At 40.0% G+C, this 17127-nt stretch carries 12 protein-coding genes; 7 read left to right on the plus strand and 5 right to left on the minus strand.

Annotation, left to right across the window (positions count from 1 at the left end; translation table 11 throughout):
• The first annotated feature begins 12 nt into the window (after positions 1-12).
• Positions 13-3216, plus strand: coding sequence for a PilC/PilY family type IV pilus protein (locus B5G52_RS07840; RefSeq protein WP_254911168.1), 3204 nt, complete (start codon positions 13-15; stop codon positions 3214-3216).
• Positions 3217-3352: 136 nt separating this feature from the next.
• Positions 3353-3763 carry a type IV pilin protein gene (locus B5G52_RS07845; protein ID WP_087532093.1) on the plus strand — a complete coding sequence of 137 codons (411 nt, stop codon included), beginning with the start codon at positions 3353-3355 and terminating at the stop codon, positions 3761-3763.
• A gap of 85 nt (positions 3764-3848) precedes the next feature.
• On the opposite strand, the gene B5G52_RS07850 is transcribed toward B5G52_RS07845, so the two are convergent.
• Together B5G52_RS07850 and B5G52_RS07855 are read right to left on the minus strand one after the other, a co-directional pair.
• Complete coding sequence (locus tag B5G52_RS07850) at positions 3849-4388, minus strand: GspH/FimT family pseudopilin (RefSeq protein ID WP_087532094.1); 540 nt, start codon at positions 4386-4388, stop codon at positions 3849-3851.
• 64 nt (positions 4389-4452) lie between these two features.
• Complete coding sequence (locus B5G52_RS07855) at positions 4453-5010, minus strand: GspH/FimT family pseudopilin (protein ID WP_087532095.1); 558 nt, start codon at positions 5008-5010, stop codon at positions 4453-4455.
• Positions 5011-5202: 192 nt separating this feature from the next.
• Here B5G52_RS07855 and glnB point away from each other — a divergent pair, with 192 nt between their 5' ends.
• On the plus strand, positions 5203-5541 hold the full coding sequence (glnB, locus tag B5G52_RS07860; protein ID WP_087532096.1) for a nitrogen regulatory protein P-II: 339 nt from the start codon (positions 5203-5205) through the stop codon (positions 5539-5541).
• A gap of 85 nt (positions 5542-5626) precedes the next feature.
• Here the strand turns inward: glnB and B5G52_RS07865 are convergent, their stop codons facing one another.
• On the minus strand, positions 5627-6388 hold the full coding sequence (locus B5G52_RS07865) for an outer membrane protein assembly factor BamD (RefSeq protein WP_087532097.1): 762 nt from the start codon (positions 6386-6388) through the stop codon (positions 5627-5629).
• 142 nt (positions 6389-6530) lie between these two features.
• Between B5G52_RS07865 and rluD the strand changes: the two genes are divergently transcribed.
• From rluD to clpB, 3 genes are all read left to right on the plus strand, one after another.
• Positions 6531-7508 (plus strand): 23S rRNA pseudouridine(1911/1915/1917) synthase RluD, encoded by a 978-nt coding sequence (rluD, locus tag B5G52_RS07870; RefSeq protein ID WP_087532098.1) that lies wholly within the window; start codon positions 6531-6533, stop codon positions 7506-7508.
• 5 nt (positions 7509-7513) lie between these two features.
• Complete coding sequence (pgeF, locus tag B5G52_RS07875) at positions 7514-8239, plus strand: peptidoglycan editing factor PgeF (protein WP_087532099.1); 726 nt, start codon at positions 7514-7516, stop codon at positions 8237-8239.
• A 97-nt stretch (positions 8240-8336) separates the two neighbouring features.
• The gene (gene clpB / locus B5G52_RS07880) at positions 8337-10913 is read left to right on the plus strand and encodes an ATP-dependent chaperone ClpB (RefSeq protein ID WP_087532100.1); all 2577 of its coding nucleotides are present in this window, start codon (positions 8337-8339) and stop codon (positions 10911-10913) included.
• Between the two features lie 66 nt (positions 10914-10979).
• On the opposite strand, the gene B5G52_RS07885 is transcribed toward clpB, so the two are convergent.
• Entirely contained in the window at positions 10980-12137 is a 1158-nt protein-coding gene (locus B5G52_RS07885; RefSeq protein ID WP_087532101.1) for a chorismate mutase, read from the minus strand.
• 360 nt (positions 12138-12497) lie between these two features.
• Between B5G52_RS07885 and B5G52_RS07890 the strand changes: the two genes are divergently transcribed.
• The gene (locus tag B5G52_RS07890; protein WP_176372525.1) at positions 12498-15497 is read left to right on the plus strand and encodes an EAL domain-containing protein; all 3000 of its coding nucleotides are present in this window, start codon (positions 12498-12500) and stop codon (positions 15495-15497) included.
• Positions 15498-15584: 87 nt separating this feature from the next.
• On the opposite strand, the gene B5G52_RS07895 is transcribed toward B5G52_RS07890, so the two are convergent.
• Complete coding sequence (locus tag B5G52_RS07895; RefSeq protein ID WP_087532102.1) at positions 15585-16784, minus strand: aromatic amino acid transport family protein; 1200 nt, start codon at positions 16782-16784, stop codon at positions 15585-15587.
• Positions 16785-17127: the final 343 nt, after the last annotated feature.

Here is a 17127-nt window from a genome sequence, read left to right on the forward strand (position 1 = left end):
GAAGTCTTCTGTATGAGTTTTAAACGAGAAGATTTTCACATGGATAGGGTTGTCGCTATGTTTCAATTTACGCATGGAATTACAAAACTGTTTGGCTTTTTAGCTGTTTTTACCAGTCAAGTGACTCTGGCTGATGATATTGAATTATATCATTCACAAAATGATGATAAGCCAAAAGTATTATTAGTATTTGATAACTCGCTAAGTATGGCTTTATCAATAAACAGTACTAAACAGTGTAAAAAGTTGCTTGGTGCAATTAAGCTATGCCCTGAGACTCGACTATCCGCTGCAAAAACAGCGATGAAAAAATTGATCAATGACAATCCCAATGTTGATTTTGCGCTTATAAAATCGAATGGCCCTTTAAATTTAAAATTAAATAATTTACTTGATTTAGGTAACTTATTTGACTCAACAGGTGGTTATGTCACTCATGGGTTTGGAACAGAGCACAGTGATATTATCGAAACAATTGATGATTGGGGGCTACTATCATTAGTTAACATAAGTCCTGCAACTGAAATGTTACATGAAGCGATGCTGTATTTACATGGCCAACAGTTTGGTTATGATCACCTTAAATTCCTTGATCTCATTGATATTCGTATTCAACAACAAGGGCATTATATTTCACCCTTTAGTTTGAATGATGGCTCTGAAATCCCCTGTGAAAGTAAAGTGAATGTTGTATTGATCACCGATGGTATATCCTTAACAGAAAGCTTGCCATTATTAGAAAATAGCCGTGAAAACGATATAAAACAGTTGCATCAAAGCCTATATGGTTATCCCGCCGATAAATTCAAAAATACCTATTTACCAACCGTAGCCAAACTTTTACATGGGCAAGGAATTAGTAATTTTGATGCCTATCCAGACACTGCAATTATCGATAATGTTAATGTATATACAGTCGGGTTTGGTCATGGCATGCCTCTTTATGCTGAGCAAGTATTGGTAGAAACAGCAAAGCAAGGTGGCGGGCAGTATTTTTTAGCTGAGTCAATAGAGGAGCTTAATGAAGCGTTTGCGACGACAATGAAAACAGTACGGACTGTTGATGCTAGCTTTTCTTCCCCTGCGATTGTAGCAAGTAGTGCCGATAGAACGCGCCACTTAGATAGTATTTATTTAACTATGTTTCAACCAGCTTTAGGTGCTCGTTGGTTGGGAAATTTAAAAAAATTAAAGGTTTCAGGTACGCAGATCACTGATGCGACAGGTAATCTTGCATTGGATGGAAGTGGGGCAATCAGCCAAGATAGTCGTACTTTTTGGCTTCCTGATGTGGAACCTAATGATGGCGCTAAGTTGCAAAGTGGCGGAGTTAATTATTGGTTGTCGGAATTTGCTGAACGCAATATTTATACGGATACAGCTGCGGGGTTGATGCCTTTTACTTATTCTAATTTAGAAAATCAGTTAGATGACCTTGATGAATTGTTTAATGAACCATTATCGGAGATTGAAGCGACTATAAATTGGGCGCGAGGAGTTGATGTTGATGACGAAAATAACAATGACAACCGGACTGAAACTCGCAGTAATATTTTTGGTGATCCACTGCACTCTAAACCCGTAGCTATTGATTATGGAAATGGCGATATAAGGATTCTTGTTGGCACAAATGCTGGTTTTTTACATATGTTTCAAGATAAAAACGATTCCTTGTCTGAAAGCTGGGCATTTATCCCACGCAGCCTTTATAGCATTCTCAAATCATTAAGAACTGACCAATCAAATAGTAAAGTATATGGCGTTGATGGCCCTATCAGTTTATTTATTGATGATAAAAATAGCAATGGAATAATTAACGATGATGATCGTGTCTGGGCATTTTTTGGTTTGCGTCGGGGAGGACGTAATTATTACGGACTTGATATTTCAGAGCCTGATTCACCAAAATTACTTTGGAGCACTCCAATTCAAGGAGGGGCATCATCATTTAAAGAGCTTGGGCAAACGTGGTCAAAACCAATTGTAACCTATATTAAATTGGCCGGTTTTGAAAATAAACCGGTATTGATCTTTGCTGCAGGTTATGACGCGAATAAAGATAATGAGCAGCCAAGTCGTGATGATAAAGGGCGAGGCATATATATTGTAGATGCAAGCAGTGGCGAAAAAGTGTGGTCATTGACCCCTGAAAATGGATTTGCAGGAGTAGATAGTATTGCGGGCGATGTTGCGGTGTTTGATGCTAATTATGATGGTTATATAGACCGTCTTTATGCTGCTGACACCGGAGGGAATGTATGGCGGGTAGATATGCCAGAAGGCAAGTCGTGGACACATTTTAAATTAGCCGAACTCACTGCTAGTGGGATAGCTAATAGACGCCGTTTTTTAAATCAACCTATGATTGCAAGAACATTATTTAGCCGTGTTAGTAATGTTTTTTATAATGGAGAAATGCATCAAGTACGTGAGGATATTCCGTTTGATGCGGTGTTAATCGGTAGTGGAGATCGTGCAGATCCGATGACAACAAATATTCAAGATCAACTTTATATGGTGCGTGATATAAATACTGTTACTGGCCAATTTCCTAATGGCTTACCTGAGCCGATTCGTATTGACGAGTTAATGGATGTTAGTTTAGATCCATTTTCCACCAAGCTGGATGATAACGAGGCGTTTGTTCAACTTGAGGTCGAACTGGGAAGCTTTAAAGGGTGGTACTACAACTTACCTAAACTAGGTGAAAAGTCTCTCGCTGCTGCAACAGTGGTTGGCGGTATTGCTTACTTTACAAGCTATACTCCTGCAGCCTCGACTGCGCCTGAGGCAAGTCAACAGTGTATAAATAGTCGTGGGCAAGGTGCTATGTATGCGTTTCATTTGCATTATGGCACTAAAGCCTATGAGCAATTGGCTTATTTAACGCGTGATGAGTTACCAGATACACCGCAATTGTATTTTGGAGCTCAAGAGCAATGCGACGATAAAGATGATGATAATCTTTGCGATGATACTATGGAGCCGGTTGCCAAAAAAAGTCAGTTTTTACTACTTGGTCCTTGGTTAAATACACAGCAAGTGGCAGGTATTTTAAAACCTAGTGAATCGTTTGTGCCACAAGAATTATTAGGACCAGACATTACATTTGATGAAAATGGCCATATAAAATTAGTAACGAGTTCATCAACACAAGGTCTGGGTTTTCGGGTTCAGCAGACGTATGTATATAAGCAAGACATTATTTCTCAATAATTAAAAAAGGTGCTTAATGCGGTAAATTCAGGCAATAATTGCATTCGATGCAGTAGGCACTTATGATGGGGTGATTTAGTTTACACCCCACACATAATAATTTTCGGCGTATAATGCAAAATAGATGGTGCGAAGAATGAAAATACAAAAAAATGGTTTTACTTTAATTGAGTTAATGATTACGGTGGCTATATTGGGCATTATCGCATCTGTCGCTCTGCCTAGTTACTTTGAACATGTTAAACGTACAGCTCGCACAGAAGCCATTACTTCATTACTTGATGCTGCAAATAAGCAACAACAGTTTTTTGTTGATAATCGAGTGTATACACAAAGCTTAGAAAACTTGGGTGTGGTATCTCCGACAGAGCATGGATTTTATACCATAAAAGTAAGCGTTGATAATTCTGCGGGCACGTTCAAGATCACTGCTACCCCCGCTGCTGGACCACCACTAAAAGACGACGATTGTAAATCTTTTACTATTGATGACGCCGGACTTAAAACGTCCAAAGGAAGTGCGGATAAAAGTGAGTGCTGGGGGTAATTTCATTTTGGTTTAACGACTTCGCTTGCGCTTGGCATTGCAAATAAACTAAAAAAGGCTAACAAATAAGTAAGCTAGATTTTGCTCAAATACTATTTTGACATTCTTTGGTGTCCTTTAGTGTTATTCTACCTATAGTACTCACCGAAATAGCAATCCCCGGTAAATTTGCTGATTTATAGTCAGCACAATATATAAATGTACCATTATTAAACCCCCTGGGTGTACCATCAGGGCGGTAAGTGATGGCGTTTCGGGGGTAAGTAAGTTTATCTGACTTATTAATGGCTTCAGTGACAAACATAACAGTGTCATCAGAACCAAAGACTCCAACATCTCCTTTATCAACAAAAACGGTAATACCTTCATGCCAACGACTGCTGTCACATACTGAAGACTTCAATGCACAAACAGTAATTTGGCTATTTAAAGATACCGCATTGTTACGCGCTAAATTCAAGGTTCTTTTTATCAGGTGGCTATAATTTTCAAGGCGAGTTTGTGCAAGAAAAGGCTGCAAGTGAAACAGAGCAAGGTTAGCCATGATAGCGACAATACTCAATACCACCATTGTTTCGAGCAATGTTGTCCCTAATTTTGCTTGGAATTGGGGTGGCTTTCTCATCCTTGAGCTCTTTTGATTACTATTATTCTAATATTAGTTGAGCTTGCTGGAGTTGCAAGCTCAATTAAAGTGCTTTAGCAACACAAGAGTTATTAGTATCTCCATTATATAAAGCGGTACCCGATTGGCTTATTGTTAATGCTTTATTGTTTTCATTGTCTTTATTTGGGCAGTATGTAAATGTACCTGGGTTTGAGGTGATCCGGCCACTTGCATCAAATGTTAATGAAGTATCTCCCGAAAATGTTAATTTACTATTTTCAGATATCTCAGCCATGGCTCTAAGAATTTTGTCTCCTTCCTGTGGATCATAGCCACCATTACTGTTGTCATCGAAAAATACAATGATGGTGCCGTCACTCCAATCTTTAGAACAGGTCAATTGTGTATTATTTTCTATATTTGCTGTGTCTGCGCTACACACTACGATAAGTGAATCTGTACTGGTGGCTTTTGCGCGGGCAAAATTGATATTGCGTTTTAACTCAAGCAAAAAGTTTTCGGCTCGATTTTCTTCAAGCATATCACTGCTATCCCACAAAGCGATTGCAGCAACAATGCCAACGATAGCAATGGTGACCATTAATTCTAAAAGCGTAAAGCCGTGTTGTATTTTTTTCATATGTGCCTCTAAATACTAGGTGACTCATTAACAAGCCATACTAACAACGTATTTTATAACGATGGTTGCTAGATTTTTAATTATCATATCATTGTTGATGATTAAATCACCGTAATTCAATTGCTTTGTTTGCTATGAACTGCAGGATTGTCTAAAATCGACTCAAACAGAATTTAAAAGTAGCAACGAACAATGAAAAAAATAGAAGCAATCATCAAACCTTTTAAACTAGACGACGTACGTGAGGCATTATCAGAAGTCGGTATTACAGGTATGACAGTAAGTGAAGTAAAAGGCTTTGGCCGCCAAAAAGGGCATACCGAGCTTTATCGTGGTGCTGAATACATGGTAGATTTTTTACCGAAAGTAAAACTAGATATTGTGTTAGGTGATGAAAATGTTGACCGTGCCATCGAAGTGATCGTTAAAACTGCGCAAACAGGTAAAATCGGCGATGGTAAAATCTTCGTTACTGATGTTGAGCGTGTTGTGCGTATTCGTACGGCAGAAGAAGACGAAGAAGCTATTTAATTAATTCGGTTTAAGTTAATAAGTTTTCATTCGATACAACAAAGGCGCTAATCAAATTAGCGCCTTTTTTATATAATAATTAAATCTATTTGTTTTTATTTAACTCACGTGTCAATTTAGCGTGCTCACTCAACTCTGGTAAACCTAGCTTGTTATAGCTTTTTTCCATCATCTCTAGTGCTTCATCTAAATAACTACTTTGTGAATAATGCTCTACAACATATTTACCGCGATTTGCCGCTGCAAGGTATGCTTCTCGCTCATAGTAGTAATCAGCCACTTTTAGCTCATAACGTGCCATTTTATTTAGCAACCAAACCAAACGACGTTTTGCCTCTGGCGCATAACCACTTTGTGGGAAGCGGTTGACTAAGGTTGATAAGTCAGTAAAGGCAACACGAGTACGGTTTGCATCACGGTCGGCTCTATCAACACCAAAGTATTCTTGGAATGCATTCTCATCCGCTTTAATGTTCACTAACCCACGCATGTAATACATGTAATCTAGATCTTTGTGATTAGGGTTTAAGCGAATAAAGCGGTCAATGGTCGCTAATGCTTGCTCTGTATTACCTGCTTGGTAATGGGCATAGACTAAATCCATTTGTACTTGTTTTGACATTGGGCCAAACGGGTAGCGTGAATCAATTGCACTTAATAGCTCAATTGCACGTGCATAAAGGCCTGAGTCTAGTGTTTGTTTAGCGTCTTCATAAAGCGCTTGTGCTGATTTATTAGGAACGCGTTGGATATCTTCTTCATCTGGAGCAGACGAACATGCGCCTAAACCAAGTAATGAAACTGTAAAAACAATGGCGAATGCACGTTTCCCTATTCTATTTATCATTTTATTTGTTACCTTCGATGTCTTCGGCTAGGCCAACTGGGTAAAACCGAGTAAACTATGCTTATTATATAAATGCTTTTATTAAAAGCGATTCTAACCCAGTCGAGCACAGCTTGCACTGGTAAATTGGGTAAAGTTACTAATGTCAGAACAAATTTCTCTTCAAGCCGAGGTGCCAACTGAGTTAGGCGGTAAACGTCTAGACCAAGTATTGGCGCAATTGTTCCCTGATTATTCACGTTCACGTATAAAAACGTGGATTTTGGATGATAAAATCACCGTGGATGGTGAAATTTTCAACACACCAAGAGAAAAACTCTTAGGTGGCGAAGTGGTCAATGTTGAAACCAGCATTGAAGCGCCACGTGAATATGAAGCGCAAGATATCAAATTAAACATCGTTTATGAAGACGATGATATTTTAGTTATCAATAAACCAATGGGTTTAGTGGTCCATCCTGGGGCGGGTAACCCAGATGGCACAGTATTAAATGCGTTACTTCACCATTATCCTGAGATCATAAACGTCCCGCGTGCTGGTATTGTTCACCGTCTTGATAAAGACACCACAGGATTAATGGTTGTTGCCAAAACAATTCCTGCACAAACCCACTTAGTGACTGCATTACAAAAGCGTGAAAACTTCACTCGTGAATATGAAGCGATTTGTAATGGGACGATGACCGCAGGTGGAATGGTTGAAAAACCAATCGGCCGTCATCCAAGTCAACGTACGCATATGGCGGTACATGAGCAGGGAAAACCTGCTATTACGCACTTTCGTGTTGCAGAAAAGTTCCGTGCCCATACACGCTTACGTTTACGCCTAGAGACTGGCCGTACTCACCAAATTCGTGTGCATATGGCGTTTATTAATCATCCATTGATTGGTGATAAAGCTTATGGTGGCCGTCCGCGCCCACCAAAAGGTGCCACACCTGAGTTATTTGAAATGCTTAGAGCGTTTAACCGTCAAGCATTACATGCGGTTAAGCTGAGTATTGCTCACCCAATAACAGGTGAAATGATGACGTGGCAAGCCCCTATTCCTGACGACATGGTGGCAATGACACACGCATTACGCGAAGACACCAAAGCTAACCCTAATATAGACTTTTAATCGCGATGATCACACCTACATGGCCCGCACCAATAAATATTGGTGCCCTGAGCACCACTCGAAAAGGGGGCTACTCTGATGCTCCATTTAGTAGTTTTAACTTGGGTTTACATGTAGGTGATGATGAACAAAAAGTACTGGCTAACCGTGAGTTATTAGCGAGCCACTTACCGACTAAGCCGGTTTGGTTAAATCAAGTTCATAGCAGCGATGTTGTTGTTGTTGATGAGCAGTTTGATCATTCCAAACTAGTGGATGCCGATGCGCTTTTTACTCGTTTGCCAGAGCAACCTTTAGCGATAATGACGGCAGATTGCTTACCTATTCTACTCACCACTGAATGTGGGAGTGAGGTAGCTGCAATTCATGGTGGCTGGCGAGGTTTATATGCTGGCATCATCGCTAACACAACTGCTCTCTTTACGACTCCTTCAGAAAAAATAGTAGCTTGGCTTGGACCTGCTATTGGGGCGCAAAACTTCGAAGTGGGTGCTGAGGTCAAGACTGCTTTTTGTCAGTTTAGTGCACAGTATCAACATGCTTTTCAAGCAAAAGATAATGGCAAATATTTAGCTGATATTTACGCCATTGCACACATTCAACTAAACCATTTAGGTATTTTAAAAATTTCAGGTGGTGAGCATTGTACTGTTAATCAGCAAGCGCAGTTTTTTTCATATCGACGAGATGGTAAAACAGGGCGAATGGCTACTTTGATCTGGCGCAAATAATTGTTCATCATTGCGAATATATTACCTTCAAAACCTTGAACAAATCATCGAACATACCCATTAATAAAGTAATTAGTTTTTTTAATAGGTACCCCTCATGCGTTTAGATAGATTTACCAGTAAATTTCAATCTGCGCTTTCTGATGCGCAATCATTGGCACTTGGTCGTGACCATCAATTTATTGAGCCTGTTCACTTGATGTACTCACTGTTACAACAAAGTGGCTCTAGTGTGCGTGCTTTATTAGCACAAGCAGGTGTTAGTGCAGACGAGCTTAATACTAAACTGTCAAAAGAAATTGAAAAGTTATTCAAAGTAGAAGGTGTAGGCGGTGATGTTCAACTGTCTAACAACATGGTTTCGCTGATTAACTTATGTGATAAATATGCGCAAAAGCGTAAAGATAAGTTTATCTCTAGCGAATTATTTGTACTTGCCGCCTGTGAAGACAAAGGTCCTCTTGGTGATATTTTCCGTGCTTTAAATGTAACAGCGACGAAAATAGAGACTGCGATTGAAGCGATTCGCGGTGGGCAAAAGGTGGATGACCCCAATGCCGAAGAAACCCGTCAAGCCCTGAAAAAGTTTACTATAGACCTTACCGAGCGTGCAGAGCAAGGTAAGCTAGACCCTGTGATCGGCCGCGATGATGAAATTCGCCGAACCATTCAGGTATTACAACGTCGTACCAAAAATAACCCGGTATTAATCGGTGAGCCCGGTGTAGGGAAAACAGCTATTGCCGAAGGGTTAGCGCAGCGTATTATTAATGGCGAAGTGCCAGAAGGACTAAAAAACAAGCGCGTATTGTCACTTGATTTAGGTGCGCTGGTGGCAGGAGCCAAATACCGCGGTGAGTTTGAAGAGCGATTAAAATCAGTATTGAACGAGTTAGCTAAAGAAGAAGGCCAAGTTATTCTCTTTATTGATGAAATACATACTATGGTCGGCGCTGGTAAAACCGATGGTGCAATGGATGCGGGTAATATGTTAAAGCCTGCGCTAGCTCGTGGTGAATTACACTGCGTGGGTGCAACAACCCTTGATGAATATCGCCAATACATTGAAAAAGATGCCGCACTCGAACGTCGCTTTCAAAAAGTGCTTGTTGAAGAGCCATCAGTTGAAGACACTATCGCTATTTTACGTGGCTTAAAAGAGCGCTATGAATTACATCACAGTGTTGATATTACCGATCCTGCAATAGTAGCTGCGGCGCATTTATCACATCGCTATATTAGCGACAGGCAACTTCCTGATAAAGCGATTGATTTAATTGACGAAGCGGGTTCTTCAATTCGTTTGCAAATAGATTCAAAGCCCGAATCTTTAGATAAATTAGAGCGTCGTATTATTCAGTTAAAACTGGAAGATAACGCCCTTGCCAAAGAAAAAGATGAAGCCAGTCAAAAACGTCGTACAGAGATGCAAGAGCTTATCGGTGAACTTGAATCACAATATCGTGAACTTGATGAAGTGTGGAACGCAGAAAAAGCCTCGTTACAAGGCACTCAAGTAATCAAAGCGGAGCTTGAACAAGCGCGTTTAGATTTAGAAGTTGCAAGACGTGCAACCGATTTACAACGTATGTCGGAGTTACAATATGGGCGTATTCCCGATTTAGAGCGCAAACTTGATTTAGCCTCACAAGCTGAAATGCAAGATATGAGCTTGCTAAAAAACCAAGTTGGCGAAGATGAAATAGCGGAGATCTTATCGCGTTGGACAGGTATTCCTGTATCTAAAATGCTTCAAGGTGAGCGTGAAAAGCTATTACAAATGGAAGATCAACTCCATGCTAAAGTAATAGGGCAAGATGAAGCGGTTGTTGCAGTTTCAAACGCAATTCGTCGTTCCCGTGCAGGGCTTGCGGATCCTAATCGTCCAATTGGCTCATTTTTATTCTTAGGCCCAACAGGGGTGGGTAAAACAGAGTTGACCAAAGCGCTTGCCACGTACATGTTTGACACTGAAAGTGCCATGGTGCGCATTGATATGTCAGAGTTTATGGAAAAACATTCAGTCGCGCGCTTAGTGGGAGCACCTCCGGGCTATGTAGGTTATGAAGAGGGCGGTTATTTAACTGAAGCTGTGCGACGTCGCCCATATTCTGTCATCTTGCTTGATGAAATAGAAAAAGCGCACCCTGATGTATTTAATATTTTACTGCAAGTATTAGATGATGGCCGCTTAACCGATGGTCAAGGGCGCACGGTTGACTTTAAAAACACCGTGATCATTATGACCTCAAATCTTGGCTCAGATATCATTCAAGAGCAAGCGGGTAATAACGACTACGATACCCTAAAAGAAAAAGTGATGGGTGTGTTGGTGAGCCAATTTAGACCAGAGTTCATTAACCGAATTGATGAAACCGTGGTGTTCCATTCACTTGCTAATGAGCATATTAAAGAAATTGCGGATATTCAGTTAACGAAATTGCGAGAGCGCTTAACTGAAATGGGGTATTTATTAGATATTAGCGATGCAGCTTTAGAGCGGATTGCAGCCAGCGGCTTTGATCCAGTTTATGGGGCGCGACCACTTAAACGCGCTATTCAACATACCATTGAGAATCCACTGGCGCAAAAACTGCTAGCAGGTGAGTATCAAAGTGGCAGTATGATAGTGATAGATGCCGATGAAAATGGGTTGATATTCAGCGCACGCTAGTGGTGTGAATTATCAAATATTAAGGCCAGCAATTTGCTGGCCTTAAATCATTTAAATATACTAAATTTAAGCCTCAACACTCACCGCTTGTAATGACTCACTTTGATAGCAGCCAAGCACACGTACGTATTGCGTATGCTCTTTTAGCTGCTCTAAAGCGTGCTGCACGTGGTTATCTACTAAGTTGGCTTCTAAATCAACATAGAATACTTCTTCCCATGGGTTTCCAGGCACTGGACGAGATTCAAGCTTCACTAAGTTAATATTGTGCTCTTTGAAAATCATTAATGCATCTGCCAATGAACCGGCTTGTTGCTTAGTGGCCATAATTAAACTGGTTTTTGTTGGAATTTGCTTTGACACTTGAAGTGGTTGGCGAGCAACCACAATAAAGCGGCTATGGTTTTCGCGTTGGTTAGCAAGGCCTGATTTTAATACTTCTAACCCGACATGTTTGCCTGCTTGGGCTGAGCCTATCGCTGCACTATTAGGTGTGTCAATTGCTGATTGTAATGCACTTGCAGTAGAGTCAGAGGTTTCATGTTGAATATCGCCTAAGCCTTGTAAAAATCGGCTACATTGCGCAAAAGGTTGTGGATGAGCAAAAATTTTAGTTAATTTGCTGAGCTCTGTATCAGGTGAGGCTAATAAACAATGTTCAACACTGTGAGTTACTTCGCCCACGATGGATACTTGTGCATGTTGCAGTAAGTCAAAGACTTCATTAATACTACCTGAGCTGGTGTTTTCGATAGGCAATAAACCAAAATCGGCTTGGCCGCTTTCTACATTACCAGTAATTTGTTCGAAACTTGCACAGCCAAGTTCAACCAGTTTGCCAGGGCGACGACTAAAGTACTTATGACAGGCTAATTGGCTGTACGTACCTTGACCACCTAAATAAGCAACACGGTGAGTTTCGCTCATTGCGTCAGGGTTTAAATTCTTCTGTAGCATGGCCTGCTGATTGAGCACTGAATCTTCTAAAATTGTTTGAAATACGTTATTGACATAATAAGCATCTAATCCCAAGGATTTACCGTAACCAATTAACTTTTCGAGTAAAGCTTGCTCACGCGCTTCATCACGAATCGGTTTGTTATTAGCTATTTTATACTCTACTACGCCATGACTAATACGGCGGCGCTTGGCAAGTAGCACAAGCAGGTCTGAATCAATCTCGTTGATATCATGTCTGAGCGAATTTAGTACATCATTTGTCATTTGGGTTCCTCATTCCAAAAGTTACCTTAAAAAGGCAAAAACAAAAAAGCCTCCCAGTTGGGAGGCTTTGCTATTCGGTTGATTTAATCTCGCAAACAGGTAAGCCTCTTCTATTTGATAAAGAAGCTAAAAAAAGAAAATGTGAAAAGCGAGAATTTTATGTTCATGCTTTAAATGTATGGAGACTAGGCTATAAAGTCAACACTCTATTGTCTTTAATCGGGCAATTGAACTCGTTTATTCGTAGAATTGAGTTTTTTTATGAATATTTACAAAAAATTTATAAATCTAAATAGGGATCTGGTATATTTCTGAGTGTCGATTCAAATAATAACAATTATTAATAAATAAGGTTGGCTTGTGGTGTATAGACGCCCACCATCACGTTTTGGTGTTAATTCATTAAGTATGAAACTGTCGCTGTTAATTTCAGCGATTTGTTTGATCGCTGGCATTTGTGCGGCTGCACTAATGCTTAAATCTGAAGAAAAACAACTCGTGTTTGAAGAACACGAAGTGCTGAAGCTATCTAGCGAACGTTTGAACCAGCAATTTAATAACCTAGTGAAAACAAAGGTTAATATTGCAGAGCAAGCGAATACAGTTGTATCGAGTCAACTTTTCTATAATTCTTCTCAATTGGCAAGTAGCCAAAATGCTAAATTGAGTTTTGATGCAGATGGCAGTATTCGTAGCGCGTCAGAAGACGGGTTGTCAGCAGCTTTTTTACCGCAGCAAGAGTTCACTCCGTTTTATAAAAAACTAATTAATGATTCTGAGTCATTATGGAAAATAGTTTCCCCCACTTTGATCCAAGATTTTTTTAACTTTTATCTGATCTCAAAAGATAATTTTATCCGTATTGCGCCACCTAATTGGGCACTTAATGTTGCCAGTGAGCACCAGTTTACTGATGGCAGCAGTTTTAACTACGCTAAAGAAGCACTAAACCCAACGCGCGAAGCCGTATGGTCACAAGTTTATTATGATCAAATCTGGCATAAATGGGTTATTAGTGTATTGGTGCCAATTTATATTAATAATGAGTTTTTTGGCGTTACAGGCAGTGATCTGGCTCTTGAAACATTAATATCGCAACTTCCCGTAGGTGATAACGATCAGCACTTGTTTGTATTTGACAGTAAAGGCCAACTACTTGCGCATCCAAAGTTGACCAAAAATCAGTACGAACAATATGGCCAAGCTGGTAAACCCCTACGTACCAGTGATTTTGTTAATACAGATTTACAACAGCTTATAAATCAAACGATTAAAATGAAATTGCCAAAAAATGCTGATTCATTTATTCAAGATGGTGAAACCCACATTATTAATATCCGTAAAGTTGAGCACTTAGATTGGTATATCGGTATTTATAAAAAGCGTTCTTCGGCGCTATCTGCGTTGCAAGAACTTAAAGTAAAGTTTTTTGGTTTATTTATTTTATATGCCATTTTAGTCGCTTTGCTATTGCACCAAGCGTTGTATCAACTTGTTTTACGCCGAATCCACTCTTTAGTGCATGCAGTCACGAGTTTTGGTAAAGGACACTTACAAATTGAATTTCCAAAAGAAAATAAAGACGAAATAGGTACTTTAAATGGTTCCTTTCGTGATATGGCGGTGGAGATCCGTAAACTTATTGATGGTTTAAATCAGCGGATCACTGAAAAAGAAATCGCAGAAAAAGCGGCAAATAGACTTTCAAAGGCTGTAGCGTTCTCTGGCACTGGGGTAGTGATAACCGATCATAATTTTGTGATTGAGTACGTTAATCCAAAAATGCTAGAAATGACCAAATTTAGCGAAAAGCACTTTATGCAGTCGCCACTGTTAAGCATTATTGCTGATGAAATGGCTATTTTGGTGGATGACATAGATATAGATCTACGCAGCCGAAATTATTGGCGCGGTGATACCTTAATACAAGGGTTAGATAAAGCGCCTATCTGGGTTTCATTGAGTATTTCGCCTATTCGTGAAGAGGGCGGGGAGATCACCAGTTATGTGGCATCTGCTCAAGATATTTCGTTCGTAAAAGAAAGCCAGCGCAAAATGGAGCAATTAGCATACTTTGATACCTTAACTGGGCTGGCAAATCGTACCTTTTTTAGAATGCAATTACGTAAATCAATGGCACTTGCTGAGCGAGGACATTATGCCTTTGCGTTATTTTATTTTGATTTAGACGAGTTTAAACGGATAAACGATACACTTGGCCACGATGCTGGTGATCAATTGCTCGTTGAAGTGGCAAACCGGTTGAAAAAACGCTTGCGTGCTGAAGATACAATAGCTCGTTTAGGCGGCGACGAATTTGCTGTGCTACTCAGTGGCATTGAACAACAAGAGCACGCCACAGAGGTGGCCAATACAATACAAAGAACACTAAATGAGCCTATTATGTTAGGCAATAATGAAGTGATTATAAGTGCCAGTATCGGAATTACAATGGCACCATACGATAGTCAAGAAGAAGATCAGCTATTAAAACATGCTGATTTAGCAATGTATGAGGCGAAAGCAAAAGGGCGAAATACTTTTCACTTCTATAGCCAAGAGCTTAACGCTGCTGCTAATGAACGTTTATTTATTGAAAATGAATTACGCTTAGCAATTAAAGAGCGTCAGTTTCTACTATATTATCAACCACAGGTAGATTGTAGAACGCAGCAAGTTACGGGCTACGAAGCACTAATTCGTTGGTTTCACCCAACCGAAGGCATGATCCCGCCGACTAAGTTTATCCCTATTGCTGAAGCAACAGGCCTAATTGTTGAGCTTGGTGCATGGGTGCTACAAGAAGCCTGTGAGTTTGCTGCAAGGTTAGCCAGACAAGAACGTGAAAATAATATTTCTATCAACCTCTCTGCGCGCCAATTTAAAGACGCTAACCTAGTACCACTACTTGCCTCTATTATTGAGAAAACACAAGTCCCAGCAAAACGCTTGCACTTAGAACTAACCGAAAGCATGTTAATGGGCAATGTTGAAGCTGCGATATTACAACTTCATCAACTTAAAGACTTGGGGATTTCTATATCGATTGACGATTTTGGTACGGGTTATTCGTCATTGAGTTACTTAAAACGTTTCCCTGTTGATATATTAAAAGTTGACCGTTCATTTGTAAAAGATATTCCGGATGACTCCAATGATATGGAAATTACCGCAGCAATCATCGCGATGGCGCAAAAGCTTAAGCTAGATGTTGTTGCCGAAGGAGTAGAAACGGTTGAGCAGGTTGAGTTTTTACAGAACAATAACTGCTTCATTGTGCAAGGTTACTATTATAGCCCACCCATTGCAGAAAGAGAGCTACCAGCGTTATTTGAAAGGCTTAGTACTAAACTTAAATAAGCGAGACTTGTATTTTATTGACAAAAAAGGCACTCAATGTGCCTTTTTTGTTGTTATAGGAAAGTGTAAATATTTGCAGTTAACCAGTTAACCAATAGCAGGAATTAAACCAGCCATTTGCAGGCCTTGTGCGCTTATTATTAACACACCGCATAGCCCTGCAATCGCAAGTCCTAAGTTACCTCCTTTAACATTGTAGCCAGCATATTCGCTTTTACGTTGTTGGTATACCATGGCGACGGGTAAAAATACGGCCAAAATGACGAGTGCTATCGCTGCGTAGCCAAGCGCCATGATAAAGCCCTGCGGGTAGAAAAGGGCAAAACCTAAAGGTGGAATAAAAGTAATCAAGGCGGTTTTAATACGGTCTTTACCTCCATCGCCTTTTTTAAATGCATCAGCAAAAAAATCGAACAAGCCTAAACTTACCCCTAAAAACGAAGTGGCTAAGGCTAAATCGGCAAATAAGTTAACGGCCGTTGAAACCGCTGAATTATTGGCAATATTGGCCATGCTCGTCACAAAACCGGGTAAACCCGTGCTGGTTAAAAGCTCAGCTTGACTCATCATACCTTGGCTAATTAGTTGCCAAAAAATATAAATAACGAGTGGTAGTGCAGCACCTGCGATCATAACGCGGCGCAGTGTTTTAATATCCAATCCAACGTATTTAACAATAGAAGGAATGGAGCCATGAAAACCAAAAGAGGTAAATACAACCGGAATGGCTGATAAAATAAGCCCTTGTTCGATGGGCATTTCAAGTAAATGCTGGCCATGAACATAAGGCGTCAGCATGTAAAACAAGCTCGCAAGTACAATTATTTTAATACTAAATAACACCCGATTAAGTTTATCGACCTTACTTGTGCCAAGGGTGACCACGGTGCCAATAACAACAGCAATAATAATAGAGCCAATTTGTGGTGCTAGATCTAAGTTTAGCCCAGAATTTATCTTTTCTTGTAATTGAGCACCACCCCCTGCGATATATGCAGCGCATAATGCGTAGAATAAAAACATCACAGAAAAATTAGCCACGTATTGGCCACGCTTCCCCAGCCATGATTTTGCTAACGTATTTAATGTTGCATCGCGCTCGGCATGCTGATGTAACTCGAGCATAAGTAATGCGGTGTATGTCATTAATAACCATGTAGCGACTATCAATGTAAGGGCGGTAGTAAACCCAAGTCCTGCACTTGCAATAGGTAGCGCCAACATCCCTGCGCCTATGGTGGTACCTGCAACAATTAACATGCTGCCTATTGTTTTATTTTTAAGCACTCTTTTACCCTTGAAACTTCGTGAGAGGCAAGCAAGATATAACTAGTTGGCACAAACTTAAATAGTTTTGTTATAAATCAAAGAAATTAAATGTAACTTATGATTTACATGCGTAATACAGTGCTTAATTTATTCACTGAAACCTAATTTATGTTGACTTATAAACCAAGTCTGCTATTTCTATAGGTATATCCTTATTTTTCAGATTTTTAGTAGATAATTAAATGCAACTAACTAACCGAGTACCTTCAATTTTGTGCCCATGGCTGACTCTATCAGTGATGCGCTCATGTATGGGTCGCGGTAAAATATAGTTTTTATTTTAACCGCGGTATAACGCGGT

This window comes from Pseudoalteromonas sp. A601, from assembly GCF_002165575.1.
In the GTDB taxonomy this organism is placed as follows: Bacteria; Pseudomonadota; Gammaproteobacteria; order Enterobacterales; family Alteromonadaceae; genus Pseudoalteromonas.

Bases quoted from the DNA above. Each gene is read 5' to 3' on its own strand.
- clpB (WP_087532100.1), top strand. From the start codon at position 8,337: ATGCGTTTAGATAGATTTACCAGTAAATTTCAATCTGCGCTTTCTGAT.
- glnB (WP_087532096.1), top strand. From the start codon at position 5,203: ATGAAAAAAATAGAAGCAATCATCAAACCTTTTAAACTAGACGACGTA.
- B5G52_RS07865 (WP_087532097.1), bottom strand. From the start codon at position 6,388: ATGATAAATAGAATAGGGAAACGTGCATTCGCCATTGTTTTTACAGTT.
- rluD (WP_087532098.1), top strand. From the start codon at position 6,531: ATGTCAGAACAAATTTCTCTTCAAGCCGAGGTGCCAACTGAGTTAGGC.
- B5G52_RS07885 (WP_087532101.1), bottom strand. From the start codon at position 12,137: ATGACAAATGATGTACTAAATTCGCTCAGACATGATATCAACGAGATT.
- B5G52_RS07855 (WP_087532095.1), bottom strand. From the start codon at position 5,010: ATGAAAAAAATACAACACGGCTTTACGCTTTTAGAATTAATGGTCACC.
- pgeF (WP_087532099.1), top strand. From the start codon at position 7,514: ATGATCACACCTACATGGCCCGCACCAATAAATATTGGTGCCCTGAGC.
- B5G52_RS07845 (WP_087532093.1), top strand. From the start codon at position 3,353: ATGAAAATACAAAAAAATGGTTTTACTTTAATTGAGTTAATGATTACG.
- B5G52_RS07850 (WP_087532094.1), bottom strand. From the start codon at position 4,388: ATGAGAAAGCCACCCCAATTCCAAGCAAAATTAGGGACAACATTGCTC.
- B5G52_RS07840 (WP_254911168.1), top strand. From the start codon at position 13: ATGAGTTTTAAACGAGAAGATTTTCACATGGATAGGGTTGTCGCTATG.